Raw genomic sequence first — 21,542 nt, forward strand, 5'->3', positions numbered from 1 at the left:
CCGATCGAGGATCTCGATCGTCGATTGCGCTACATTCGCCGAGCCGAAATGCTGCGTATCGCCTGGCGGGATGTGAGTGGGCTTGCGCCGACAACGGAAACCCTGCGCGATCTGTCCGATTTAGCCGATCAGTGCGTGCAACAGGCGCTGACGGCGCATGAACGCGTGCTTCAGGCGCGTCATGGTGTTCCCCGCGGTGCCGAGGGTGCGCAACAGCACTTGGTGGTGCTTGGCATGGGCAAGTTGGGCGGGCACGAGCTCAACTATTCTTCGGATATCGACCTGATGTTCCTGTTTGAGGAGGGGGGCGAAACTGATGGCCCGAAATCCATTGCCAACAGCGAGTTCTTTATCAAACTGGGACAGCGCGTGATCCGTTCACTGAATGAAGTCACGAAGGATGGGTTTGTCTTCCGTGTTGATATGCGCCTGCGGCCGCACGGAGATGGTGGCGCGCTGGCACTGAGTTTCGATGCCGCCGAGCAGTATTACACGACGCTTGGGCGCGAGTGGGAACGTTATGCGCTGATTAAGGCGCGGGTAATTGCGGGTGATCAGGCGGCGGGCGCGCGCTTGCTGGCACTGCTCAAGCCGTTTGTATATCGCAAATATCTGGATTTTGGCGCCTTCGCCCAGTTGCGCGACATGAAAAAGGCCATCGAACGGGAAATGAACCGTCGGGGCATGCACGACAATATCAAACTCGGGCCAGGCGGGATTCGAGAAATCGAGTTTATCGGCCAGTTGTATCAGCTTTTGCGTGGTGGACGCGAGCCGAAGCTGCAAGGCCGGAGTATCCTGGCGACGCTGGAGGTGTTGCGGGAGCTCAAGGAGCTGTCATCAGAGATCATCGACGAGTTGCTGTCGGGGTATGACTTTCTGCGCCGTGCGGAAAATCGCCTGCAGATGATGTATGACCGACAAACGCAAACCCTGCCCCTCGATAATCTGGATCAGGCGCGTCTGGCATTGGCCATGGGCTATTCCTCCTGGGGGGACTTCATGGCGGAGTTGAATCGACACCGCGAGCGTATTCATCGGCATTTTGGCGAGATTCTGCAAACCCAGCGCGACGACAACGTGGACGAAGTGCCCATGCAGCAGATCTGGCTGAACAATCTGACGCCGGAAGTGGCCGAGGGGCTGTTGCGCAAGCAGGGGTTCGACGATTCTGAATCGATTCTCGATACCTTGTTGGCGTGGAAGCGTGGTCTTCGTCCATTGATCAGCGATACAGTTCACCATCGTCTGGATCTTCTGATGCCGAGCGTGTTGCAAGAGGTGGCTGCCAATGGCGCCAGCGCCGAAACGCTGCGCGCAGTCCTTGCCCTGGTCGATGCGGTGTTGAGTCGATCGGTGTATCTGGCCTTGTTGATCGAGCAGCCCGCGGCGCTTAAACATCTGGTGCAATTGTGTTCAGCCAGTCCCTGGATCGCCGAGCTCTTGCGCCAGCAGCCGATTCTGCTTGATGAGCTGATTGATGCGGACAACCTGTACCGACAGCCGAATGTGCAGGAACTGTCACAGGAAATTGCCGGTTTTCTGGCGCGTTTCCCCGATGACGAGGAACGCCAGTTCGATGAACTGCGACGATTCCGGCAACTGGCCACGCTGCGGGTCGCTGCGGCCGATGTCATGGGCATTCTGCCGGTGATGCGCGTCTCCGATCAGCTGACCTGGATTGCCGAAGTGGTGCTGGAAAAAGTACTGCAACTGGCTTATCAACAGATAGTGGCGCGACACGGTGAACCACGCGCGGTGGATGCACAGGGTATCGAGTACACACCGGGATTTGCCATTATCGCCTACGGCAAATTGGGCGGGATCGAATTGGGTTACGGCTCCGATCTCGATGTGGTATTCCTGCACGATTCCTCCGATACGTCTGCGATGACGACGGGCAGCAAACCGATCGACAATCAGCTCTTCTTTGCCCGTTTGGCGCAGAAAATCATCCATATCCTCAGCATCCGTACGCCATCGGGTGTGCTGTATGAAGTCGATACGCGCCTGCGGCCGGATGGAGCGGGAGGCCTGCTGGTATCCAGCCTGCAGGGGTTTGAGCAGTACCAGAAGCAGCACGCCTGGCTGTGGGAAACGCAGGCCTTGTGTCGTGCGCGATTCATCACTGGGCAGAGCCAGATCGCTGAGCGATTCGCGACGATCCGCCGGGACACACTATGTGCGCCCCGCGATCCGGCCACACTGAAAGAGGCGGTATTGGACATGCGCCAGAAAATGCGCGCCGAACAAAGGCAAACCAAGGTCGGCGAAACATTCCATCTGAAACGCGGGATCGGCGGCATCACCGATATCGAGTTCATGGTGCAGTACCTGTTGCTGCGCCATGCGCACGAACACCCACCAATCGTGGCGCATACGGATAATATCCGCCAGTTACGGGCGCTGGCCGAGGCCGGTTTGCTGGATGGGGTACGGAGCGAACAACTGGTGTCGGCCTATCAGCGTTTGCGCAACACGTCGCATCGGCGGACCCTGAACAAACAGTCGCTGGAAGTACCCTGTGCCGAGTTTGCCGAAGAGCGGGCCGTCGTGCTGGCCGCATGGCAACAGATTTTCAAGTTATAGAAAGGACATCGCATGCATATCTGGGTTGATGCCGATGCCTGTCCCGTGGTGGTCAAGGAGATCCTGTTTCGTGCGGCCGCACGCACGGGGTTGTCGATGACCCTGGTGGCCAACCAGCCACTGGCTATTCCGCGCGGCGCATCAACCGTGCGCTTCATTCAGGTGGCTGGCGGATTTGATGTTGCCGACAATGAAATCGTGCGCCGGTTGTCGGCCGGTGATCTGGTCATCACTCAGGATATTCCGCTGGCCGCTGAGGTGATCGAAAAGGGCGGGTTGGCGCTTAATCCTCGTGGCGAGCGCTACACGCCCGATTCGATCAAAAGTCGCCTCTCCATGCGTCATTTCATGGAATCCCTGCGCGAATCCGGCGTGAATACGGGTGGTCCGGCCAAGCTGAATCAGTCGGATCGACAGGCATTCGCCAATGCACTGGATAAAATTTTACTGTCCCGTTCCGGTTCGGCCTGAAACAAAATACACGGGCGTTGATCCAACCAAATTTGATAGGCTGTCTTTGGACTATTTCTCTCCTCTCGTTCGAGGTGGCTTTTTATGGTGAGTATCAGGAGTTCTGCTATGGGCCGCGCGGTGCGTTATGGTTTATCGGTGCTGGTTTTTCTGTTCGCGGCGTCCACCCAGGCCGAAGTCTTGGCCGCGCCGATCAAGGTAGGGTATGTCAATTCGGTGGCGTTACTGGAGCAGGCGCCACAGGCGAAAATCGCCAAGCAAGAGCTGGAACGGGCGTTTTCTCCTCGTGAGCGGGAGATTCGTGCACTGCAGAAGCAGGCGCAAACGTTGCAAGGGCGGCTAGATAGCGGTGGGTCGAGTATGGACGAAACCGAACGCAGCACGTTGCGCCAGCAGCTGGATCAAAAAATTCTCCGCATCCAGCAAATGCAAAGCGATTTCCAGGACGATCTCAATCTAAAGAAGAACGAGGCGCTGGGAAAATTGCAGCAGGCTGTATTGCGGGCAATCAAGGACGTCGCCAAGGCGAATGGTTATCAACTGGTGCTTTCCGATGGGGTGGTTTATGCCGTGCCTTCCGTGGACATTACCAAGCTGGTGGCTGAGCGCTTGAAGCAACAGGCCCAAGGTAAACAATAGGTGTAAATCCTGAGTCGGCAAATCCCCTCTGCTCCCCTTTTTCGAAGAGGGGTAGAATCAGTCTCCTCTTTTTGAACAAGCGCGCCACCCCCTTGTAAAAGAGGGGAAAGAGGTGGATTTAGAAGGGATTTGCATTTGTGCAGACTTTCCCTGAGCACCCAGTGCGGTACTATGTGTGGACGGCTCCTGTTTCGTACCCGACATGGTGCAGACCGGAGATTGAAACCGAACACCTTTTGGTCAAGAAAAAACTATGGAAGCCATTCAACTGATTCGTGATTTTCTGCAGGAACGGACGCAGACAGATCCGTCGCTTGTCACGCCAGACGCCCGTCTCGAAATGCTTGGAATCGATTCGTTCACCTTGCTGGAGTTGATTTTCGAGTTCGAGGAACAATATGGCGTCAGCATTCCGAATGATACGCAAACGCCTGAAACGGTTCAGGATTTGTTGAATCTGATCGCCCGATTCCGCCAGCAAGCCGAAGCCAAACCATCGTGACGCGGCCGCATCGCGTGGCGGTAACCGGGCTAGGCATGGTCAGCCCGTTCGGCGGCAGCACACAGGATTTTTTCACGCGGATGCTGGCGGGCGAGTCGGCCGTTGCCCTCTACGAAACCGATGATGCACCGCGCGGGCTTTCGGTGCCTGCGGTGCGCTGTGCCGATTTCGATCCGGCCGAACGCATCCCCAAACATATGATCAGCACCATGGATCGGTATACGCAACTGGGTATGGCCGCCGCCTTCGAGGCATGGGCACATGCCGGATTTGCGCCCGGTGCCGATGATGAAAATACCGATGCGGGCGTGGCCTGGGGCTCGGCGCTCGGTGGCACACTGGCTTACGAGCGGGGCTATCGCGACCTTTGGCAGAATGGACAGGAGCGCGTCTCGCCCCTGTCGGTCGTGCAGGGCATGAACAATGCCGCCTCGGCGCAAATCGGTATTGCTCTGGGCTTGGGCAATTCCTGTCTGACCTACACCGTGGCCTGCGCCTCGGCAGCGGCTGCGATCGGTGAGGCATTCAACCGTATCCGTTACGGTGACGCGAAAATCATGCTGACCGGCGGTTCCGATACACCCCTGGCCTATGCCGTCGTGCGCGCCTGGGAGGCGATGCGTGTTCTGGCGCCGGGCGATCGTGATACGGCGTACCGTGCCTGCCGCCCGTTTCACCCCGATCGTCGTGGACTGGTGCTGGCCGAGGGTGCCGCCGCACTGGTGCTGGAAGACTGGGATCATGCCGTGGCGCGCGGTGCACTGATTCTGGCCGAAATGAGCGGGTTTGGCGCGAGTTGCGATCACAGCCATCTCGTGCGACCGGATGCGCGCGGGCAGGTTCGTGCCTTGCAGCAGGCGCTTGATCAGGCCAATCTGGCGCCGGAAGACATCTGTTATGTCAATGCCCATGGGACGGCGACACGTGAAGGCGACGCGACGGAAATACAGGCGTTGAAAACCGTATTCGGCGCCCATGCCGAACATCTGCCCGTGAGCGCGACCAAATCCATGCATGGCCATGTAATGGGCGCGACGGGTGCCATCGAGGCGCTGATCACGGTGCTCGCGCTTCAACAGGATGCCATTCCTCCCACCGCTCATCTGGATGCCATCGACCCAGCGTGTGCGGGTGTGCGGCATGTGACTCAAGCCGAACAGGGTAGCGACCTGCGGGCGGCATTGTGCAGTTCGTTCGCGTTTGGCGGCAGTAATGCGGTTCTGGCGTTCAAGGCCTGTAAATGATTGGTTCGGACAATGATTCGAAAATCGATAGGCGAATCAACTTATAATTCGCCCAGAAAATACAAATGGATCAATTGAAATGACCGAAGAAAGCCAAAAAATTCTGGATCAAGCACTGATTGATGAGCTGGCGAATCTGATTGTCGATGGGCTTAATCTGGAAGTCAGTGCGGCGGAAATCGATGCTGATGACCCCTTATTTGGGCAGGGTCTCGGGCTTGACTCCATCGACATTCTTGAAATCGCCATGATGGTGTCCAAGCGTTACGGTTTTGCTCTGCGCAGCGACGACGAGAACAACACGCGGATTTTTTCTTCACTCCGACACTTGGCGCAGCACATCGCCGAGCATCGCAGCTGTTAAGTCAAATCATGTCGCGCGACGTTCTGTTCGGTCGCATCAAGGCCACGCTGATCCTGCTCCTTTTGGGGCTCGATCTGTTTTTGGCCAATGTTCTGAGTCCCAAGGCCGACGTTTCCGCCGCGGTGGTCGTGCTGGCTTTCCTGCCGATCACCCTGATTCTGCTGGATGTGCTTTGGCATACATCGGGAAAGAGAATCGCGCTGGCGGTCGCCGCGTTGATCGTTCTCGGCGGCGTGCTGCTGTTGCCGCAACTTCAGGCGCGGATCAGTCTGATCTATCTGTTGCAACACCTCACGGCGAACCTGCTTCTGGGGTTCTGGTTCGGTCGCAGCTTGTGGCGCAATCGCCAACCTGTATGTACGCAATTCGCATGTGTGCTGCATCCCCGCATGACGCCGCTGCTGGTGCAGTACACGACGCGCGTGACGCAGGCATGGACGATTTTTTTCTTCGCAATGGCGACCATTTCGATCCTCTTTTATCAGTTCGCGCCCATCACGATATGGTCCATTTTTGCCAATAGCCTCACGCTGCCGCTGTTGGTGCTGATGTTCGGGGCGGAATACCTGGTGCGCCGCCGCATTCTGCCGCCGGAAGATCAGCTCGGCCCGCTGAGTGCCTTTCGTGCCTATCGCCGTTCTGTGCTGGCTCGCCGCACCCAAAGCAAGTATCAAAACGCGCCTGCGGACACCCCGACGTCCAAATGAACGCGTTGATGAATTCGTTACCGCTGGTTTTTGCCGATCCCGATCAGATCCTGCTCTACCGTCAGCAGGGCGGCGATACAAGTGCCATCACAGCACGGCAGTTCATGGCCGATGCGCAGGCGCTGGCTGTTGATTTGACGACCGGGCCGGTCGTGCATCACCCCATCGTCAATCTTTGTCAGGATCGCTATCGTTTTATGGTGGGTTTCGCCGCCACGATCCTCGCCGGGAAAACCAATCTTCTGCCCTCGACCTTTACGGGCGAAACACTCCGTCAGATTTTTATCGACACGCCTGACGCACTTTGTCTGCACGATCACGACGACTGGCCGTTTCCTTATCCCCATCTTTCCTTGGCTCACCTTTCCTTGGATCATCTTTCTTTGGCAAATCGCTGTCATCGAGAGCCGTCGCCGGATTTTTTGGCTGAATCGGTTAAGGGGCACCTCGAAAAACCGTCACGAGCGGCCCGAGTGCAAGGCGGACGGAGCGCAGCGACCGAGACATATCAAATAGATAGGCGAGGAAGCGAGCACCGCCCAACGCAGCAATCGGGTCGCGCAGTAGGTTTTTCGAGGTGCCCTAAGATTAAACCTGAGCATGTCGTGGCCCAGGTCTTCACCAGCGGCTCGACCGGCCTGCCGATGCCCCACAATAAAACCTGGGGCAAACTGGTGCGGAACGTCGAGGCCGCCCTTCAGCAGTTGGGGATTTCCAGCCCCGTGAGTCTGGTTGGCACCGTACCGCCGCAGCACATGTTCGGTTTCGAATCGCTGGTGCTGCTTTGCCTGATTGGGCGCTGCCCGCTGTGGTCCGGCAAGCCGTTTTATCCGGCGGATATCGTTGCTGCGCTCGATGCCATGCCCGAGCCGCGTATGCTCGTGACTACGCCGTTCCATTTGCAGGCCCTGCTGGATGCACAAATCGCGCTGCCCAGAATTGACCGCCTGCTTCTGGCCACGGCCCCTCTTTCAGCCGAGCTGGCCGAGCGGGCCGAGCATGTTACCGGCGCGCCCTTGTATGAAATCTACGGCAGTACGGAAACCGGGCAGATTGCCAACCGACGCACGACGCAATCGACGGCATGGACTTTGTTTCCGGGCATCACGCTGACCAAAGCTCACACGGATGAGAATGATGAATTGTTTATCGCCAACGGCGAACACATCGAAGTGCCGGTAATGTTGTCCGATCGTATCCATCTGCGGGCGGATGGTCGGTTTGATTTGCTGGGGCGCGTTGCCGATCAGGTCAATATAGCGGGCAAGCGCAGTTCGCTCAATTACCTCACGGCCCAGATCAAGGCCGTTGAAGGCGTAACCGACGGGGTATTTTTCCTGCCCGAGCCCAAGAAAAATCAGGCCAGGAAAGATCGAGCTGGAAAAAATCGGGGCGGAAAAGACCAGGTCATCACGCGATTGTGCGCCGTGGTTGTGGCCCCCAGGTTGCGTGCGGCGGATATTCTGTCCGCATTGCGTGATCGGCTCGACCCGGTATTTCTGCCCCGTCCCCTCATTTTGGTAGAAAACTTGCCCTATAACGCGACCGGCAAACTGCCGCAAATCGCCTTGCAGGCCATCCTTGATCAGCATCTCGCGGCTCTGGCACCCAAAGATCAAACCTCATGGCGGATTCCGGCCGATCATCCCGTATTTGCAGGCCATTTCCCCGGCCATCCGCTGGTGCCGGGCGCCTTGCTGCTGGATTGGGTTGTGGAGCGCGTGGCCGCATATTGGCAGGTTTCGTCTGCGGGCTTGCGTATCGAACAGGCCAAGTTTGCGCATCCCGTGTTGCCGGATGCCCGCGTGACGTTGGACTTGCAGGCCGAAGCCGACCGATGCCGATTTATATTGCATCTTCACGCTGGTGAAACAAACCCGGTCGCCGTCTCGGGCGTGTTGAGTCGCCAAAAGAATGATGAGGCGAGTGATGCCAAGGCGAAACACGTATGAACGCATCCGCCAAGATCGAATGGCAACAGCGCCCCGAACGGGGCAGCCAGTTCATGTTGCGCGTGATGTTGTGGCTCTCGCGGCATCTGGGCCGCCGCGTGAGCCGCTGGGTGCTTTACCCGATCTCGCTGTATTTTTTGTTGTTCGTGCCCGCGGCCAGGCGCGCATCGCGTCAGTATCTGGCGCGCGCGTTCGGGCGGCCAGCACGGTTGATCGAAGTATTCCGGCATATTTTCACGTTTGCCAGCACGGTGCATGATCGCGTGTATCTTCTGGATGGCCGTGATGATCTGTTTAAGATCGAATTCGTCAATCGCCACTGGTTCGACTCACCCGAAGGCGCCATTCTGATCGGCGCACACATGGGTAGCTTCGAGGCTTTGCGGTCGGTTGGAAAAACACACGCCCGGCGTCGCGTGAGTATGTTGATGTATCCAGAAAATGCCCGAAAGATCAATGCGCTGCTGGCCTTGGTCAACCCGGATGCCGCCAACGACATCATCCCCCTCGGACAGGTAGACTCCATGCTCACCGCGCAGGAACGTCTGGAAGAAGGCCATCTCGTCGGCATGTTGGCCGATCGAAGCCTGCCGCAGGACACCTTGCGCCCATGTATTTTTCTGGGTGAACCCGCCGCGTTCGCATTGGGTCCGTTCCGTGTCGCGGCCCTGTTGAAAAAGCCGGTCTATTTCATGGCCGGTCTGTATCTGGGCAAAAATCGCTACCGCGTGCATTTCGATCGACTGGCCGATTTTTCCGACACCCCGCGTGCAGGGCGGGATGCGGCCATCCTGGCGGCTCAGGATCGATATGTCGAAATACTCGAATCGCTCTGCCGGCAAGCCCCATACAATTGGTTCAACTTTTACGATTTCTGGTCGGATGATTCCTCGTCTGATCACGCCCGAACAAATACGCCCGACAAAGAGCCTGCCGAATGATGCGCCGAACCCTTTATCTCTTGTTTCTCCTGTTTCATGGCCTAGTCCAAGGCGCAACCCTGGCTTTTGCCGCCCCATCGCTGGATTGGACGCCCGAGTCGGTGCTGCACGCGCTGGCGGAGCATCGTCAGGGCGAAGCGCGTTTTACTGAACAAAAATTCATCGGCGTGCTCGATACCCCGCTGCTTTCGGAGGGCACGCTCACGTTCCGTCCGCCCGACTATCTGGAAAAGCACACCACGGCCCCGCGTGATGAACGCATGACCATCGAAGGCGATAAGCTCACCTACACGCGTCAAGGGCAGACCTACACGCTGAATCTGGCCGAGCACCCGGAGGCCACGGCCTACGCCAACAGCATCCGTGGCTTGCTCAATGGCAATGCCGCGCTGCTGCGAAAAAGCTATGTATTGAAACTCAGCGGCGACCGCGCGCGTTGGGTATTGCTGCTCCTTCCCACCGACCCGCGTATTCAGAGCCTGATCAAGAGCATCAGCGTGAACGGTTCGGGTGATCAACTGCAAACGATCGAATACGATCAGAGCAACGACGACCGCTCGGTCATGACGCTTCTGCCTGCCATCCCAACCAGCCCATGAATCGCCAAACCCCTGGAAAAATGAGTTGGACAGAACGGCGTGCGCCCGTTATCGGCCTGTGGTTATTGATATTGGCCCTGAGCCTCGCGGTCATCCTGCACACCCGCTTCACGGCGGATATGTCGGCATTCCTGCCCGAACATCCCACCGCCGCACAGGCGTTTTTGGTCGATCAAATCAAGGATGGCGCCATTTCGCGCATGATTCTCATCGGGATTGAAGGCGGTGATGCCGCCACGCGCGCAGCCGCCTCTCAGGCGTTGGGAAACGCTTTGCAGCAATCCGATTTGTTTACCGTCGTACGCAATGGGGATACGCCCACCCGTGACCAAGATAAAACCCTGCTGTTCGATCACCGTTATCTGCTCAGCCCGGAAATTACGCCTGAGCGCTTCACCGTAGCGGGCCTGCACGACGCCATCGCCAATGGCATCGATTTGCTGGCTTCGCCCTTCGGCGTGTTCTCGCAAACGATTTTTACCCGCGACCCCACCGCCGAAACCTTCGCCATCGTCGGCCAGCTCGGCCAGAACACGGCTACGGATCAAGCCCCACGCAGTCAGAACGGCGTTTGGGTGTCACCCGATGGCAAACGGGCGTTGATGATGCTGCAAACCCGCGCAGCCGGAGCCGATACCGATGCCATGGCACGCGCCATAGACGCTGTCCATGCGGGTTTTTCGAGCGTCATCACGGCGCACCCGGACTGGTCATCGCTGCGCCTGCTGGTTTCCGGCGCGCCCGTGTTTTCGGTGGATGCCCGTCAGTTGATCAAATCCGATGTGGAGCGATTCAGCATCATCGGCAGTGTGGCCATCCTGTTGCTGCTTTTGCTGGCGTATCGCTCGGTTTCCATGCTGGTTCTGGGGCTGCTGCCGGTATTGACCGGTATTGCCGTGGCGATTGCGACCGTCAGCCTCGGTTTTGGCACTGTGCACGGCATCACCATCGGGTTTGGCACCACCCTGATCGGGGAAGCCATCGACTACTCGATCTATTACTTCATCCAGACGCAGAACGCATCGAACGAGGGCTCAGCATTTCGATCTGCGGGCCGATCTAAGGGAATGGAACGCTTCTGGCCGACCATCCGCCTTGGTGTACTCACATCAATAACCGGCTTTGCCGCGCTGTTGTTTTCGGGTTTCCCCGGCCTGGCGCAAATCGGCTTGTATTCGATTGCCGGTTTGACGACTGCCGCATTGGTGACACGGTTCGTGCTGCCGCATTTAGGTACGGCCCGACTCAACCGACATTCGCTTGCGGGTATCGGGCGGCTGATGGCACCTGTATTTCGCGCCATACAAGCCCTGCGCTGGGGATTCGTGCTGTTGGCGTTCGCGGGCTTTGTGTTGCTGATATGGCGGCACGATGCGATCTGGCAAACCGGCCTTTCGGGTTTGAATCCCATTTCCGCACAGGCACAAGCGATGGATGAAGAACTGCGCGCCGACATGAATGCCGATGACGCGCGTTACTTCATCGTCGCCCAGGCGCCCAACGAGCAAGCGGCGCTGGCCGCAGCCGAACGCATCGATGCGGCCCTCGAACCGCTCATCAAGCAGGGCGTCCTCAGCCGTTTCGATAGCCCGGCGAAATTCCTGCCCAGTGTCGCAACCCAGCGCGCGCGCCAGCAGGCACTGCCCGACCGAACCACCCTTACAGAGCGACTGGATGCCGCCGTTCAGGGCCTGCCCATTCATGCCAGCAAGCTCAAACCGTTTGTTGATGCCGTCGAGCAGGCCCGCAAGCAAATACCTCTGACGCCAGCCGACCTTGAAGGGACTTCGTTCGGTCTTGCCGTCAACGCCTTGCTGCAAAAGCAAAACGGTCAGTGGCTGGCTCTGATTCGCCTGTATGTCCCGTCTGTCGGTAGTCCCGATGCCGACAAGCCCACTGATGGCCAACTCGACACAGCGCTCATCACGGCCGCGCTCAAATCGAGCGGCGTATCCGATGCCCTGTTCGTGGATAAAGACGCAGAATCCAGCCGCCTGTTCAACAGCTACCTGAACAATACCATTACGTTGTCGCTGGCGGGCTTGCTCGGCATCGTCATTCTCTTGGGCTTCGTGTTGCGGCATCCGGCTCGATTGATCCGTGTGCTGCTGCCGCTGCTGGTAGCCGTGGTACTCGTGATGGCTGGGCTGAATCTGGCCGGTGAAAAACTCAATATCCTCAATCTCGTCGGCCTGCTGCTGATCGTCGCCATCGGCTCCAACTACGCCCTGTTCTTCAATCAGAACAAGGCGCCGGATCACCAGACGCTCGCCTCGCTGCTACTGGCCAACCTCACCACGGTCATCGCCTTCGGCACGCTTGCCTTCTCACAACTACCGATCCTGCACGCCTTCGGCAGTACCGTCGCACCGGGTGCTTTTCTGGCTTTGGTGGTGGCCGCCGCGTTCGCCAAACCCAACGCAGCGGAGAAGCCCGCATGACGAATGCACAAGCGCAGAACCGGACATTGGATCACCAAGAGATTGCCGCGCGCATTCCGCATCAGGGCAGCATGTGCCTGCTGGATCGGGTAATCGACTGGGACGAGCAGAAAATCGAATGCAGTGCGATCAGTCACCAAACGGCAGACAACCCCTTGCGCCGGAATAATCGCCTGGGTGCCGCCATCGGCATCGAATACGCCGCACAAGCCATGGCGGTGCACGGCTCGCTGATCGCTGCTCGTGAAACCGCGCCGAAAAAAGGCATGATCACCCGTGTGCAACGCATCACCCTGCATGCCGAACGACTGGACGACTGCCCGGATACGCTTCGCATCACGGCCGAGCGTCTCATGGGCGATGAGAGAGTGGTGCGTTATGGCTTTGAAATCCGTTGCGGTGATCAGTTGCTGCTCGAAGGCGAAGCCAGCGTGATTCTGGACGCCTAGGCGACCAACCTGCTCACCGGTCGCTCAAGGTGCTGGCGATGTTTCTTTCGTATACGTGTTGTAGTCGGTGTTCGCATTATCCAAACAGCGTTCCCGCTCGGCCTGATTCGGCACTTTGAGGCACTCGTTCCTCTGGTAGGATTGTCCTGCCGAATACCATGCCGCCGACGAGCATCCGCTGACCAGCGTAACCAGGCTGAGCACGCCCAAAACCACGATTCGTTGATGCATACAGCACCTCCCAAAGATGTGCAGAATGAACAGCGACCTGCTCGTGTCGCCTTTTTGCATCTTCACTCTTTCCTCTTGTCTGCGATAAAGTCGTCGTATTCGCTACGTGTACGTTGTTTGATCTTGTCATTTTCTTCCTTGGTTTTTCTCTAATCACCCTCAAAGCGAGTGCCACTGTGGCATTAGCAGGAGTTCGCCATGCGTGTTGCCGTATTCAGTAGCAAACCCTACGACCAGGAAAGCCTGACCCGTGCCAATGCGGCATTCGCGCATGAACTGCAATTCTTTGAAGCGGCACTAAATCCCCAAACATGCAGCCTGGCAGAAAATGCGGAGGCCGTCTGTGTGTTCGTGCACGATCAGATCGACGCGCATCTGCTGCGCTGTCTGGTGGGACGGGGCGTCAAGGCCGTCGCTCTGCGTTGTGCCGGCTTCAACAACGTCGATCTGCCCGCCGCGCATGAAGTGGGCATTGAAGTGGTGCGGGTACCGGCGTACTCGCCTTATGCCGTGGCCGAGCACGCGGTGGCGATGATGCTGACGCTCAACCGCCATACCCATCGGGCCTATAACCGGGTGCGCGAAGGCAATTTCGCGCTCAATGGCCTGCTCGGGTTCGATATGAACGGCAAGAAGGTCGGCATCGTTGGCACCGGGCGCATCGGCACCGTACTGGCCCGCATCATGATCGGCTTCGGCTGCACCGTGCTTGCATACGATCTGTATCCGAACGATGAATGCAAGGCGCTGGGCGTGCGGTATGTCTCGCTGGATGAACTACTGCCGCAAAGCGACATCATCAGCCTGCACTGCCCGCTCAGTGAGGAAACACGCCACCTCATCGATTCGAAGGCCATCGGCAAGATGAAGTGCGGTGCCATGCTGATCAATACGGGTCGCGGGGCTTTGATCGACACCCGTGCAGTGATCGCAGCGCTCAAGCGCGGCCACATCGGGGCGCTGGGTCTGGATGTGTACGAACAGGAAGAAAATCTGTTCTTCGAAGATCACTCCGAGGAGATCATTCAGGATGATGTGCTTGAACGCCTGATGACATTCCCCAATGTACTGGTTACCGCCCATCAGGGGTTTTTCACCCGAGAGGCGATCGACGCCATTGCGAAGACCACGCTGAACAATCTCAAGCAGGTTGAAGCGGGTGAGCTCTGCCCGAATCGCCTGTAAACACAAGCCATCCGTGATCGGCCCGCGCGCCAGCTTGCGAAGCAGGCGTAAGCCCGCGTTCAGAGATTCCCTTTTCGCCGCAGGGCTCAGATTCGCTCGCGAGGCTATGCGCCTTGAGTTGTGCGTGATGGGATGGGATGGGTAGAACACGGGCACGGCCTTATAAATTAAGGGCACATCGAAAGGTTTTTCGATGTGCCCTTAAAAATAAGAGGCAAAAATTGCCCGCACTCGGGCAGATGCGATCCGCGCTTATTTCGTACCGGAAACATCCACTTCAACCCGGCGATCGGGTTGTAGGCAGGCAATGAGCGCAGGGGTGGCTTTTGAGCCCACGCAATCGCCTGGTTTGGTCACGGGGTCCGCACCATCAACGCCTTTGGCGCTGATTTTATGGGCAGGGATTTGTCCGGAGCTAATCAGATAATCTTTAACCGCTTCGGCGCGACGGGTTGAAAGCTTCAAATTATAAGCATGGGAGCCAATTCGATCCGTGTGGCCGATGACCATGATTTGATCATAATCAGTGCCATTTAAATCGCGAGCCAATTGATCAAGCTCCCGCTTACCTGCTGGTTTTACAACCGATTTATTGAAATCAAACAGTGAATCGGCACTGAGCGTCACTTTCTTGGGTTCTTGTTGCTCAACCACGTGAGCCGGGATTGCGGCAAGCGGAGCGGCTGCCACGGGTACCAAAGCCGGTTCGCGGGCTTTCTGGCCAAAACGATAGACCAGGCCCGCCGAGATTAAATCAATATCCCCTTTATTGCCGACCGCGTCGTTAATCCGGTAGCGTTCGACTTCAGCGCGCACATCCAATGATTCGGTCAGGGCGTATTGCGCCCCCACGCCAAACTTGTAATTGGTATCGCGCGCGCTTGGGCTTGGGTTAGTCACCAGCACGGCACCGGTGCCGACAAATTGATCCTGCGCCTTGGCATAGTTCACACCGACTCGGCCAAATAGCGAAAACTTGTCGGTAATGGGCCACAAACCCACCACATCTAAGTTCACACCTTGGAGTTTAATCTCGCCGGTTAAACTGCCTTGTGGTGTGGTGTAGGCCGTATACCCGAATTTGCCCAAATTAAAGTAGCCACCTTCCAGGGCGAAATAGCGATTGAACTGATAACCCCCGTACAACTTGTAGCCGATGTCGCGATCATCATTGGTGAGGGCGTTTGTGGTGAAGCCCGAGCCCAAAAGATTGCGCGTGATGCGGTCATTGTCGATCGTCGCGCGTGATTGACCTGCATTGGCACCAATGTACCAGCCAGAATCATCTGCCACGGCCATCGGGCCTGCCATCATGGCGATGACCAATAAACTCAAAGTAGCCGTTATTTGGCTGTCTTTAACTTGTCTTAGTTTCATTTTTTGCTCCTAGCGGATGTTATGCATTGAATCAATGCAGTGATCTCGGGTAATGGGTTGTTATTCATGGTTTTGCTCCATGCCTCATTGAGCCCATGGGCACACCACGGGCTCAATATTGAGACTAATTTTGTCTGTTAAGGCGCGGGTACATTAATCACGGTATTGGTCATGGTGAGCGATGCATTTAATCCTACCGCACGGCCATTAAGCGTCACTCGGGCCACATTGCCGGCCGTGGAGAATGAAACACCGGCATAGGTAAGGATATTCCCCACCATGGTGCCGCCGCCTGCCGCATTAATGGTGGCTGAGCTACCCACTTGCCAAAACACATTTTTGGCTTGCGCGCCGTTAATCAGCTGAACGCTCATGGGTAAGCCGGGGCCGCCAACGGTCAATGTGCTGGCCATCTGGAATACCCACACCGCATTTGCATCACCTTGGCCATCTAATGTGAGATTAGAGCCGGTGATTTGGTAGGAGCCTGTTGCGGACTTGTAAATACCCGGTGCCAAGGTTAAGCCGCCCAGTTGATCTGTACCCAAATCAAGGCCGCCTGGCAGCAGGGCCGGGGTTAGGTTGTTGTAGGCTGTTCGCGCATCGCTGAGTGCTTGGGTTGCAATGTCGCATGAGGTTGGGTTAACCGTCACAGCCGTAGGGCCGGTGGTCGATGTGGTGCAGGTATAAATTTTACCGTTAACCGTGCCGATATTTGAGCCGGTTTCGGTATAAATATCGAGCGCATCATGAAACCCGGTCACAGAGGAAGTCGTGGTGGCCGTCGTGCCAAGATCCCCATTAATCACGGTATTGATGCCTTGATTAGTCGTGCCTGCCGTGCCGCCCAAATTACCAAAGGTGCTGGCAGAACCCAATGAAACCGCGCCCGGTGCAAGCCCGTTGCCGGTGGTGAACGTCCATGGATTAGGCATGCTGCCGGGTGCCAGTGCGTTACCGGCTAAATCTTTGGCACCGGTAATGGTTGCCGTGTAGGTTGTGTTGGCAAGCAAGTCACTGGCGGGGGTGAACGAGGCAACCAAGGTTTGCGGGTTATAACTCACGGTGCCGGTTAACGGCGTACCGATTGGAGGGCCACTCACCTGGAGCGAGAAATTGGCCGTCGTCAGCGTTAACGGATCCATTGCCTCACTAAATGTGGCATTAACAGGCCTATTCAGTGCCACATTAGTAGCCTGATCAGCCGGATTTTCCAGCACGATTGTGGGCGGTGTGGTATCGGGTGTGGTAGTCGTAAATTGCCAAACATAATTGCTGGCTGCCGGCAGGGGCGCTTGATTACCCGCCAGAGCATTGCCGGCTAAATCGGTTGCAGTCGTGGTGATGGTTCCCGTGTAGGTTGTGCCATTGTCAAGCACCGCATTGGGGCGGAAAATCGCCGTTTTGCTCCCGACATCGTACGTGACAACACCTAATACAGGGGAAACGCAAGGCGCAGCACAGGTTAAACCAAAGGTTCCGTTGGCTGTGATCGACGCGGGTGCCATCGCCTCTGAAAAAGTCGCTGTTATTGCCGTATTTGCTGCAACATTCGCGGTTGGGCCCGGAATGGTGGTAACCGGTACGGTGTTAATAACGCTGGGGCGCGTGGTATCTGGCGTGATCCCGGTGGTAAAGCGCCACACATAAGGGGCTGCTAAAGCTAAACCTGAGGCCAAACTCGTGGCACCGGTCACCGTAGCCGTATATTGGGTTGTAGCGGTAAGATCGGTGGGTGATGCAAACGTTGCTACCCGGTTGGTGCTATCGAGGGTAACTGTACCGACGGGGTTAACACAAGGCGCGGCACAGGTAACAGTGAAGCTTGCGCCACCGGTGATGGCTGCCATGGGCTCACTAAATGCAGCGGTAATCAGTGTGTTATTTTCCGGCACACCCGTGGCGTTGTTGAGGGGGGCGACAGCGGTTACGGTGGGCGGTGCTGGCGGTACGACAGGCGGCACAACAGGCGGTACAACAGGTGGTACGACAGGCGGTACGACAGGCGGTACGACAGGTGGTACAGCAGGAGTTGGCGCTTGCACAGCACCACCGGCGCCTAAAATGGGCGCTTGCCCACCGCCGCCACAACCGGCCAGTAACGTAGTCAACGCCAAGGCGGATAGCCAAGGCAATGGCTTGTAAAAGCGTTCAAATTTTTTCATTTTTAATCCTTTCTTAATCTTAATAGTCATTGTTGACAGGAGCCCATCAGCGCTCAATAAGCACTTGCAAAAGCCGCAGTGTGTTTATTTGCTGCTGAGTGTTGCAACTTACGTGGATAAACTCTGTGCGTTAGCACACGTAGTGCTAAAAATCCTGGTGCGGAGCTTGAAAATACCCAGTACCTTCAACGCCCCAACAAGGGGCGCCATGGGTAATTTCAAACGGGTGCCAGTTGTTTGAGGCGTGCACACAGCACGAGGGGCTATAAAGCTTGCTTACGGTGTTGTACCGTTGCTCTTGTCTTGGAGTTGGTCGCCCGCCTTTTCGATTTGCTGCCCGGTTTTATCGACCGCGCCATCTAACGCCTTGCCCGCTTTTTCAGCCGGGCCTTCAGGCTTGCTGCAGCCGGATAGCATGACCATCAGCATGCCGGTCAGGGCAAAAGTGGTGATTGTTTTTCCGATTTTATTCATAAAATTCGCCTTGTTTCCCTTGCTAAAAATAAAAGGTTTGGCCGTGTCCAGTTGTGGGTAACAAATGCCAAATAAAGAGTGGTTATTGAACTCGGTTGCCAATCACGCCGCCCACGGCAGCGCCGCCGACGGTACCAAGTGCGCTGCCACCGGTGAGCACAGAGCCACCGACCGCGCCAACGCCGGCACCAATGGCCGTGTTTTGATCACGCTGCGTCATACCCGCACAACCGGCCATGTTGAGCACAAGTGCGCCAGCTACGGCAGATAAAGCGATTTTTTTAATGAGGTACATAAGGTAATTTCCTGTAAAATTCGGTTTGTTTTTGCGCGTCCCGAAATTGGCACAAGGCTATTTCGGACATTTTTTGAGGATAGTTCCAAAAAAAATGGGCGTCTGTCTGATGGCGCACATAGGGCGTGCGGGATGTTTTTGCGGTTTTGAAATTCAACGGCGGTATCAATACGACAGGTGGCTGAAAACCCAATATTATTCAGGTTTTCCTTTGCTTATCAGTACGATGCGGTACAGATTATTTTTCAATAGGCTTTTGCCTGTTGTGCGGCTTCTTAAATCGATCATTCCTCTGCGTTACTGATGCAACGTGCGAGGGCAAATTATTGAGTGTTTATTCATGCCTAACCTTCTACCTAAAAAGAGCGATCTTTGCCAAAACCGCTTGCTGAATGCGTTTCCCAAAGTGGTCTATGAGCGCTTATACCCCAATTTAGAGTTAGTCCCGCTGGTATTGGGGCAAGTGCTTTATGAATCAGGCGATACCCAGCAGTATGTTTATTTTCCGACCGACGCGATCATTTCGTTGTTGTATGTGATGGAAAATGGCGCTTCGGCCGAGATTGCCGTGGTGGGCAATGAGGGGTTGGTGGGTATTTCTTTATTTATGGGGGGCGATAGCGTCACTAATCGCGCCGTAGTGCAAAGTGCGGGTTTTGGCTATCGGCTTTGCGGTAAAATAATCAAAGAGGAATTTCATCGACATGGGGATTTGCTCGAATTGGTGCTGCGGTATACGCAATCGTTATTTACCCAAATGGCGCAAACAGCCGTATGCAATCGCCATCACTCGATTGTTCAGCAATTATGCCGGTGGTTATTGCTTTCGATGGATCGGCTCAATGGCAATGAACTTATCATGACGCAAGAATTAATCGCCAATATGCTCGGTGTGCGCCGTGAAGGCGTGACCGAAGCGGCGGGCAAGCTACAAAAGCTCGGTATTATTGAATACCACCGCGGGCACATCACTATTTTGAATCGCAAAAAGTTAGAGCAACAAAGTTGTGAGTGCTATGCAGTAGTAAAAACGGAAACTGATCGGCTATTACCCTATTCAGTCGCTAATCAGGCAGCATGCGCTGGCGCATAAAGCCTGATTGATAGGGGGCAATAACCTGCAACGCGATCTGGGTGGTAGATTTTACCACCCACCACAATTCGTTTAATTGTGGGTCAGCGCCTTTGCGTCTACCCGTTTAACGCCTTGCACGTTTTGGGCGAGTTCAATAGCCAAGGCGCGTTCGGCTCCCGTTTGTGTTTTGCCAGTGAGTTTTACTACGCCATCTTTAGTAGCAACCGAAATAGCACCGCTGTGCACATTGCTGGAATATAAAAAAGTGGAATTTACTTTGGTTGTAATCCACGCATCCGAAATTGCAGTGCCTGCATCGCTCAACGCGCTTTTGGTTTTATCGCCCAGCGTCGGCTTGGACGCTTCAACCTTGATTTGATTATTAACCGACAGCACGCCCTGAGTATTCATGGCCAAGTTTTGCGCGGCCTCTTTCGCCTGTTTGCTGGTGGCTGTGCCGTTTATGGTCACCCTGCCCGCCTTGGTTTCAACACTCGTGGTCAAACCGCTGGCATATTTGCTCCATAATAATTTGGCTTTAATCGCCGCTGTGATGGAGGCATCATCAATAGCCTCGCCATAGCTGCGGGTTGTAGACTGAGCCGGAGGCACAAAATCGGCATTCACTACAATTTGGTTATCGACATCTTTAATGCCATCAACCCCGAGTGCAATTTGCGTGGCGAGGTCTTTAGTTACGCCGTCATCCACCGTACCGGTTAATGTGGCTTTGCCATTTTGAACGGATACGCGTAAATCGTTGGCCCTTAAATACGGGCTTAACGCATAGGTTGTCCAAATTTGGGTTTCTTGGCGAACATCGGCCATATTTTGGGTTACGGTATCTTCGGCATTTGCCGCCCCTGTTAATGAGCCTAAAGCCAATGTTATAGCGATGGCCAACACAGATGAGCGTAAAATCGTGTGTGATTTAATCATTTTTTATCTCGGTATTAAATTAGAAGTAAGGGTAAAGGAAAAACCAAATACCCATATTAAATTCGGCCAAATCAGGTTTAGAAATTATGTTTATCCATAAAATCTTTGACTTGTTTATGCGCCTCATCACGGCTGATGGCATAACGCTCTTGGATTAGCCCAGTCAGTTTGTCTTGTTGACCTTCGAGTTGTAAAAACTCATCTTCCGTCAACTTGCCCCATGCCACTTTGGCGGCGCCGACGTGTTGTTTCCATTGGCCTTTTAATTGCTCTGTACTGGTTGGTAAGCTCATGATTATTTTTTTCCTTGAATGGATTTTTTACCGTGTAACGCGCGCGGCATATTGGATTGCTTAAGCACAGAATGATTAGCCAAATGAAAGCCAACGCCAGTTTTGGCTGGCTTAACATGTGCCTCTACGGGCGTGCTGTGCCCCGGTTTATCGGGCGGGGAGCCATTGAGGTCTAAATTAGCCTTGATGGGCGGTGACATATTCTTCCTTTTGCCGGCAGTTTTAAGTGTGCTAATCGGCAACTCAAGATGCGCTGCTTGGGACAAGGTGTCTGTACGCCAGCGCACGCACAAAAACTTGCTCCGTTAATAAGCGCCAAATACTGTCCCAAATAAAAGGCGTTGGTGGGGTACCGCACAGATCAACAGCACGGGTGTGCGGTAGCGTAGGGTTCAATCATCATCAAATGGGAGAAATTTATGCTTGAAACAATTGCGGTTGTGCTCTTGATTCTTTGGGCGCTGGGATTGGTTACCTCGTACACCATGGGCGGGTTTATCCATATTTTATTGATTTTTGCGATTATCGTAATTTTGGTGCGGGTTATTCAGGGACGCAGAATATAACCATCCCAGTACACTAGGCAGGTTCAGGGAAGCGCCGCTTGTGT

Annotated in this window: 23 protein-coding genes; 15 read left to right on the forward strand and 8 right to left on the reverse strand. The window is 55.6% G+C overall.

The window, feature by feature from the left end; translation table 11 throughout:
• From glnE to M7R55_RS10895, 12 genes are all read left to right on the forward strand, one after another.
• A partial coding sequence (gene glnE, locus M7R55_RS10840) for a bifunctional [glutamate--ammonia ligase]-adenylyl-L-tyrosine phosphorylase/[glutamate--ammonia-ligase] adenylyltransferase (RefSeq protein ID WP_298220438.1) occupies window positions 1–2,589 on the forward strand: 2,589 nt, incomplete at its 5' end.
• 12 nt (window positions 2,590–2,601) lie between these two features.
• Complete coding sequence (locus tag M7R55_RS10845) at window positions 2,602–3,060, forward strand: YaiI/YqxD family protein (protein ID WP_298220440.1); 459 nt, start codon at window positions 2,602–2,604, stop codon at window positions 3,058–3,060.
• Between the two features lie 108 nt (window positions 3,061–3,168).
• A complete protein-coding gene (locus M7R55_RS10850) occupies window positions 3,169–3,699 on the forward strand; it encodes an OmpH family outer membrane protein (RefSeq protein WP_298220442.1) in 531 nt (176 codons plus the stop codon).
• Window positions 3,700–3,952: 253 nt separating this feature from the next.
• Window positions 3,953–4,201 carry a phosphopantetheine-binding protein gene (locus M7R55_RS10855; protein WP_298220444.1) on the forward strand — a complete coding sequence of 83 codons (249 nt, stop codon included), beginning with the start codon at window positions 3,953–3,955 and terminating at the stop codon, window positions 4,199–4,201.
• The gene (locus M7R55_RS10860) at window positions 4,198–5,445 is read left to right on the forward strand and encodes a beta-ketoacyl-[acyl-carrier-protein] synthase family protein (protein ID WP_298220446.1); all 1,248 of its coding nucleotides are present in this window, start codon (window positions 4,198–4,200) and stop codon (window positions 5,443–5,445) included. The genes M7R55_RS10855 and M7R55_RS10860 overlap by 4 nt, the downstream gene beginning before the upstream one ends.
• A gap of 79 nt (window positions 5,446–5,524) precedes the next feature.
• Complete coding sequence (locus M7R55_RS10865; RefSeq protein ID WP_298220447.1) at window positions 5,525–5,809, forward strand: phosphopantetheine-binding protein; 285 nt, start codon at window positions 5,525–5,527, stop codon at window positions 5,807–5,809.
• 8 nt (window positions 5,810–5,817) lie between these two features.
• A complete protein-coding gene (locus tag M7R55_RS10870; protein WP_298220449.1) occupies window positions 5,818–6,516 on the forward strand; it encodes a hypothetical protein in 699 nt (232 codons plus the stop codon).
• Window positions 6,517–6,524: 8 nt separating this feature from the next.
• Window positions 6,525–8,468, forward strand: coding sequence for an AMP-binding protein (locus M7R55_RS10875; RefSeq protein WP_298220451.1), 1,944 nt, complete (start codon window positions 6,525–6,527; stop codon window positions 8,466–8,468).
• Window positions 8,465–9,409: an acyl-CoA synthetase gene (locus M7R55_RS10880; protein ID WP_298220453.1), complete on the forward strand. Its 945-nt coding sequence runs from the start codon at window positions 8,465–8,467 to the stop codon at window positions 9,407–9,409. Before M7R55_RS10875 ends, M7R55_RS10880 begins: the two co-directional genes overlap by 4 nt.
• Entirely contained in the window at window positions 9,406–10,008 is a 603-nt protein-coding gene (locus tag M7R55_RS10885) for a LolA-related protein (RefSeq protein ID WP_298220455.1), read from the forward strand. The genes M7R55_RS10880 and M7R55_RS10885 overlap by 4 nt, the downstream gene beginning before the upstream one ends.
• A gap of 20 nt (window positions 10,009–10,028) precedes the next feature.
• Window positions 10,029–12,449: an MMPL family transporter gene (locus M7R55_RS10890; protein WP_298220457.1), complete on the forward strand. Its 2,421-nt coding sequence runs from the start codon at window positions 10,029–10,031 to the stop codon at window positions 12,447–12,449.
• The gene (locus tag M7R55_RS10895; RefSeq protein WP_298220459.1) at window positions 12,446–12,898 is read left to right on the forward strand and encodes a 3-hydroxylacyl-ACP dehydratase; all 453 of its coding nucleotides are present in this window, start codon (window positions 12,446–12,448) and stop codon (window positions 12,896–12,898) included. The genes M7R55_RS10890 and M7R55_RS10895 overlap by 4 nt, the downstream gene beginning before the upstream one ends.
• A 24-nt stretch (window positions 12,899–12,922) precedes the next feature.
• Here the strand turns inward: M7R55_RS10895 and M7R55_RS10900 are convergent, their stop codons facing one another.
• Window positions 12,923–13,129 carry a hypothetical protein gene (locus M7R55_RS10900; protein WP_298220461.1) on the reverse strand — a complete coding sequence of 69 codons (207 nt, stop codon included), beginning with the start codon at window positions 13,127–13,129 and terminating at the stop codon, window positions 12,923–12,925.
• 198 nt (window positions 13,130–13,327) lie between these two features.
• Between M7R55_RS10900 and M7R55_RS10905 the strand changes: the two genes are divergently transcribed.
• A complete protein-coding gene (locus tag M7R55_RS10905) occupies window positions 13,328–14,314 on the forward strand; it encodes a 2-hydroxyacid dehydrogenase (RefSeq protein WP_298220463.1) in 987 nt (328 codons plus the stop codon).
• Window positions 14,315–14,566: 252 nt separating this feature from the next.
• Here M7R55_RS10905 and M7R55_RS10910 read toward each other — a convergent pair whose 3' ends face one another.
• From M7R55_RS10910 to M7R55_RS10925, 4 genes are all read right to left on the reverse strand, one after another.
• Window positions 14,567–15,691 carry an outer membrane beta-barrel protein gene (locus M7R55_RS10910; protein ID WP_298220465.1) on the reverse strand — a complete coding sequence of 375 codons (1,125 nt, stop codon included), beginning with the start codon at window positions 15,689–15,691 and terminating at the stop codon, window positions 14,567–14,569.
• A gap of 137 nt (window positions 15,692–15,828) precedes the next feature.
• Window positions 15,829–17,856, reverse strand: coding sequence for an Ig-like domain-containing protein (locus M7R55_RS10915; protein WP_298220468.1), 2,028 nt, complete (start codon window positions 17,854–17,856; stop codon window positions 15,829–15,831).
• 276 nt (window positions 17,857–18,132) lie between these two features.
• A complete protein-coding gene (locus tag M7R55_RS10920) occupies window positions 18,133–18,432 on the reverse strand; it encodes a hypothetical protein (protein WP_298220471.1) in 300 nt (99 codons plus the stop codon).
• Window positions 18,413–18,625: a glycine zipper 2TM domain-containing protein gene (locus M7R55_RS10925; RefSeq protein WP_298220474.1), complete on the reverse strand. Its 213-nt coding sequence runs from the start codon at window positions 18,623–18,625 to the stop codon at window positions 18,413–18,415. The genes M7R55_RS10920 and M7R55_RS10925 overlap by 20 nt, the downstream gene beginning before the upstream one ends.
• A gap of 340 nt (window positions 18,626–18,965) precedes the next feature.
• Between M7R55_RS10925 and M7R55_RS10930 the strand changes: the two genes are divergently transcribed.
• Window positions 18,966–19,718 (forward strand): Crp/Fnr family transcriptional regulator, encoded by a 753-nt coding sequence (locus M7R55_RS10930; RefSeq protein ID WP_298220476.1) that lies wholly within the window; start codon window positions 18,966–18,968, stop codon window positions 19,716–19,718.
• A 72-nt stretch (window positions 19,719–19,790) separates the two neighbouring features.
• Here M7R55_RS10930 and M7R55_RS10935 read toward each other — a convergent pair whose 3' ends face one another.
• The 3 genes from M7R55_RS10935 to M7R55_RS10945 form a co-directional block, all read right to left on the reverse strand.
• Window positions 19,791–20,639, reverse strand: coding sequence for a BON domain-containing protein (locus M7R55_RS10935; protein ID WP_298220478.1), 849 nt, complete (start codon window positions 20,637–20,639; stop codon window positions 19,791–19,793).
• Window positions 20,640–20,716: 77 nt separating this feature from the next.
• Complete coding sequence (locus M7R55_RS10940) at window positions 20,717–20,932, reverse strand: CsbD family protein (protein WP_012825107.1); 216 nt, start codon at window positions 20,930–20,932, stop codon at window positions 20,717–20,719.
• Between the two features lie 2 nt (window positions 20,933–20,934).
• A complete protein-coding gene (locus M7R55_RS10945; RefSeq protein ID WP_298220482.1) occupies window positions 20,935–21,219 on the reverse strand; it encodes a hypothetical protein in 285 nt (94 codons plus the stop codon).
• A gap of 132 nt (window positions 21,220–21,351) precedes the next feature.
• Here M7R55_RS10945 and M7R55_RS10950 point away from each other — a divergent pair, with 132 nt between their 5' ends.
• Window positions 21,352–21,498, forward strand: coding sequence for a lmo0937 family membrane protein (locus tag M7R55_RS10950; RefSeq protein ID WP_012825109.1), 147 nt, complete (start codon window positions 21,352–21,354; stop codon window positions 21,496–21,498).
• Window positions 21,499–21,542 lie beyond the last annotated feature (44 nt).

Origin of the sequence: Halothiobacillus sp. (assembly GCF_027346185.1) — a bacterium.
Classification (GTDB): Bacteria; Pseudomonadota; Gammaproteobacteria; order Halothiobacillales; family Halothiobacillaceae; genus Halothiobacillus.

Coding starts and splice junctions, on each gene's coding strand:
- M7R55_RS10845 (WP_298220440.1), top strand. CDS start 2,602: ATGCATATCTGGGTTGATGCCGATGCCTGTCCCGTGGTGGTCAAGGAG.
- M7R55_RS10850 (WP_298220442.1), top strand. CDS start 3,169: ATGGGCCGCGCGGTGCGTTATGGTTTATCGGTGCTGGTTTTTCTGTTC.
- M7R55_RS10855 (WP_298220444.1), top strand. CDS start 3,953: ATGGAAGCCATTCAACTGATTCGTGATTTTCTGCAGGAACGGACGCAG.
- M7R55_RS10865 (WP_298220447.1), top strand. CDS start 5,525: ATGACCGAAGAAAGCCAAAAAATTCTGGATCAAGCACTGATTGATGAG.
- M7R55_RS10870 (WP_298220449.1), top strand. CDS start 5,818: ATGTCGCGCGACGTTCTGTTCGGTCGCATCAAGGCCACGCTGATCCTG.
- M7R55_RS10875 (WP_298220451.1), top strand. CDS start 6,525: ATGAATTCGTTACCGCTGGTTTTTGCCGATCCCGATCAGATCCTGCTC.
- M7R55_RS10880 (WP_298220453.1), top strand. CDS start 8,465: ATGAACGCATCCGCCAAGATCGAATGGCAACAGCGCCCCGAACGGGGC.
- M7R55_RS10885 (WP_298220455.1), top strand. CDS start 9,406: ATGATGCGCCGAACCCTTTATCTCTTGTTTCTCCTGTTTCATGGCCTA.
- M7R55_RS10890 (WP_298220457.1), top strand. CDS start 10,029: ATGAGTTGGACAGAACGGCGTGCGCCCGTTATCGGCCTGTGGTTATTG.
- M7R55_RS10895 (WP_298220459.1), top strand. CDS start 12,446: ATGACGAATGCACAAGCGCAGAACCGGACATTGGATCACCAAGAGATT.
- M7R55_RS10900 (WP_298220461.1), bottom strand. CDS start 13,129: ATGCATCAACGAATCGTGGTTTTGGGCGTGCTCAGCCTGGTTACGCTG.
- M7R55_RS10905 (WP_298220463.1), top strand. CDS start 13,328: ATGCGTGTTGCCGTATTCAGTAGCAAACCCTACGACCAGGAAAGCCTG.
- M7R55_RS10910 (WP_298220465.1), bottom strand. CDS start 15,691: ATGAAACTAAGACAAGTTAAAGACAGCCAAATAACGGCTACTTTGAGT.
- M7R55_RS10915 (WP_298220468.1), bottom strand. CDS start 17,856: ATGAAAAAATTTGAACGCTTTTACAAGCCATTGCCTTGGCTATCCGCC.
- M7R55_RS10925 (WP_298220474.1), bottom strand. CDS start 18,625: ATGTACCTCATTAAAAAAATCGCTTTATCTGCCGTAGCTGGCGCACTT.
- M7R55_RS10930 (WP_298220476.1), top strand. CDS start 18,966: ATGCCTAACCTTCTACCTAAAAAGAGCGATCTTTGCCAAAACCGCTTG.
- M7R55_RS10935 (WP_298220478.1), bottom strand. CDS start 20,639: ATGATTAAATCACACACGATTTTACGCTCATCTGTGTTGGCCATCGCT.
- M7R55_RS10940 (WP_012825107.1), bottom strand. CDS start 20,932: ATGAGCTTACCAACCAGTACAGAGCAATTAAAAGGCCAATGGAAACAA.
- M7R55_RS10950 (WP_012825109.1), top strand. CDS start 21,352: ATGCTTGAAACAATTGCGGTTGTGCTCTTGATTCTTTGGGCGCTGGGA.